Consider the following 1,249-nt stretch of genomic DNA (forward strand, 5'->3'; position numbering starts at 1 on the left):
GGGCACCTCGAAAAATCAACAATACACTTGATTCCGGCATGATCTCGTTTATGATTGGTTGAACAATTTTCATGCCAACAGTGGGTCAGAGAGGCTTCTGGGACGAACAGCAAAGAGTCACAAAGCTCCAGGATAAAAAGCCGGTTCTCAAGAGCCTGGCTGATTCAATCCCATGGGAATCTTTCCGCCCACTGCTTGACAAGGGCTATGAGCACGCGCGCAAGAGCAATGCAGGGCGCAAGAGGATTGATCCACTGATCCTTTTCAAGATGCTCGTTCTCCAGCAGCTTTTCAACCTGAGTGATGAAGAGCTTGAATTCCAGGTGAACGACAGGCGCTCCTTTGAGGAGTTTGTCGGGCTCGGTGTGATGAACAGCATTCCAGATGCAACCACAGTCGCCTTCTTCAGGGAGCGGCTGCGCAAGGCAGGAGTGATCGAGGAGCTCTTCGAGATGTTTGAGGGATACCTCCGCTCCCAGGGTCTCCAAGCCCGTGGCGGTCAGATCATCGATGCGACTCTTGTCCCGGTTCCCAAGCAACGCAATACCCGCGAGGAGAACAAAGAAATCAAAGCCGGGAGGCTGCCTGAGGGCTGGGATGAAAACCCAGATCGCTTGCAGCAGAAGGATTTAGATGCTCGCTGGACAAAAAAGAACGGCATCAGTTACTACGGTTACAAGAATAGTATCTGCATCGATGTCGACCATGGATTCATCCGCCGATATGCCGTCACTCCCGCAAATATCCACGACAGCCAGATGCTTCCAAGCCTACTGGATCCAGAAAACGAACATGACTATGTCTGGGCAGACTCAGCATATACCGGTGAAAGCTTTGAGGATCTTCTGAATCTCGGTGGATTCGAAAGTCTGATCCACGAAAAAGGAGCTCGCAATCATCCGCTTAGCGACGCAGCCAAGGAATTGAATCGTGTCAAGTCGTCAATTAGAGCTTGTGTGGAGCATGTCTTTGGCTGTATGTCCATGTCCATGGGTGGAAAGCTGACAAGAAAGATTGGGCTAGAAAGGAATGAGGCTTGGTGGGGCCTCAAGAACCTGACCTTCAACTTTCTTCGTTTTCTCCAGCGCTCTTGTCACACAGCAGTGGTTGCATGAATCTTGCGGAGGACCTCCCAATGTTTAAGCAATCTTGTCAATGTTCGATATAGCATTCTCCTTCTCTGCCGCCTCTTTGGCGGCTTCTTCATGTCTTCAGAACCTCTGCGATTTGCTGATTATTCGAGGTGCCC

1 protein-coding gene is annotated in these 1,249 nt (G+C 50.5%); it reads left to right on the forward strand.

Going from position 1 to position 1,249, the window contains the following annotated elements; translation table 11 throughout:
• Positions 1–80: 80 nt before the first annotated feature.
• Complete coding sequence (locus tag CJZ98_RS17745; RefSeq protein WP_094592422.1) at positions 81–1,115, forward strand: IS5 family transposase; 1,035 nt, start codon at positions 81–83, stop codon at positions 1,113–1,115.
• Positions 1,116–1,249: the final 134 nt, after the last annotated feature.

The organism is Vulcanococcus limneticus LL, from assembly GCF_002252705.1.
In the GTDB taxonomy this organism is placed as follows: domain Bacteria; phylum Cyanobacteriota; class Cyanobacteriia; order PCC-6307; family Cyanobiaceae; genus Vulcanococcus; species Vulcanococcus limneticus.